We start from the raw sequence: 1,047 nt of genomic DNA on the forward strand, positions 1-1,047 counted from the left end.
GATGACACTGTCGTCCGCCTTGCCATCGACTTCCAGAATGCCGATGAGCCCCTTGGTGGCGCGGCTCAGAGCGTGATCGACCAAGGCGTACTTGCCCGGATAATCGACTTTGAACTCCACCATCGTCGCCCCGCCGGGCGCCACCGTGACCGTTTGCACGTTTTTCAGCGGCGGCGTGTCCAGGGCACCGAGGTTGTGGACGCGATCGAAGATCTCGCCGATGACATGGAACGACGAGGTGAAGTTCGGGCCCCCGACACCGAACCAGATGCGCACGGTTTCGCCCACACTGGCCTTCAGCGGTTTGTCCTTCACCAGCCCACCCACGGCGCCGTTGAACACCAGATAGCCGGGCTTCTCGTTCACCAAGCCGTCGTAATCGTCTTCCGCCGCCGGCAGGTTCTTCGCCTTGGTGGCGTAGATCTCCTGCTGCATCACATAGAATTCCTTGTCGACCTTCGGCAGGCCGCCTTCGGGTTCGACGACGATCAGGCCGAACATGCCCTTGGCGATGTGCTGGGCGACCATCGGCGTGGCGCAGTGATAGACGTAGACGCCCGGCGCCATCGCCTTGAACGAGAATTCCTTGGTCTGGCCCGGCTCCGCCTGGGTGATCTGTCCGCCGCCAAGGAAACCGGTGGCCGCGTGGAAATCAATGGAATGGTTCATGATCGATCCGGGCGCGTTCGTCATGGACACGTTCACCGTGTCGCCGACACGGACGCGGACCATCGGGCCGGGAACCTTGTTGTTGAACGTCCAATAGGTGTAGGTCGTGCCGTCATCCAGCCTGGCTTCGACCTCGGTCGTGGTCAGCACGACGTTGTGGGTCTTGGGCGCGCGCTTGCCCGCCGCTTCCGGCGCCGGGACCGCCGCTGGGTCCTGGACAATGTCGACCGCCGCCTCCTTGACCTTCGGCTCGGCGTACAGCGTGGTGGCCGATGCGGCGCCGATCCCCGACAGGGCAATGAGGGCGGCGGCGCTGACGGTGGCGAGGAAGATCTTGTTTTTCATGATGCAATCCAGGGCGAGTGTTGCTTCTGAAGC

The 1,047-nt window shown here is 63.1% G+C and carries 1 protein-coding gene; it reads right to left on the bottom strand.

Features of this window, described 5'->3' with window-relative positions; genetic code table 11:
• A partial coding sequence (gene nirK / locus FHW79_RS32320; protein ID WP_183182691.1) for a copper-containing nitrite reductase occupies positions 1-1,014 on the bottom strand: 1,014 nt, incomplete at its 3' end.
• Positions 1,015-1,047: the final 33 nt, after the last annotated feature.

The sequence above is a fragment of the Azospirillum sp. OGB3 genome, from assembly GCF_014192915.1.
In the GTDB taxonomy this organism is placed as follows: Bacteria; Pseudomonadota; Alphaproteobacteria; order Azospirillales; family Azospirillaceae; genus Azospirillum.